This window comes from Pseudomonas sp. 2995-3, from assembly GCF_002742565.1.
In the GTDB taxonomy this organism is placed as follows: Bacteria; Pseudomonadota; Gammaproteobacteria; order Pseudomonadales; family Pseudomonadaceae; genus Aquipseudomonas; species Aquipseudomonas edaphica.
The window spans coordinates 1-228 of record NZ_LJSB01000333.1 but is presented as its reverse complement, the minus strand read 5'-3'; the positions used below and the strand labels follow the sequence as shown (position 1 = coordinate 228).

The window sequence follows — 228 nt, the reverse complement described above, 5'->3', positions numbered from 1 at the left end:
AGTGCAGTTTGAAATCTTGCCTTCCATTTACTCCGTCTTAAAATCCTCTTTTGTTTTTTTTCATCTATATTAGTGTTCTGATCAACTTCCAATGTATCATCACTTTGACTTTCTATGAGATATTCCTGATAGCTCTCAAGCTTTTCTAAATCCTTTTCAAAAGCCTCAGCTTCATTTTCAGGTAGTTCCCCTTTTTCATAAAGTTCTAGTTTTTTTCTAAATTCATCA

Annotated in this window: 1 protein-coding gene; it reads right to left on the bottom strand. The window is 32.5% G+C overall.

Translation table 11 applies throughout. The features are described 5' to 3' along the window. The coding region (locus AOA62_RS31935) for a hypothetical protein (protein ID WP_218244215.1) at window positions 1–228 on the bottom strand (228 nt) is incomplete at both ends.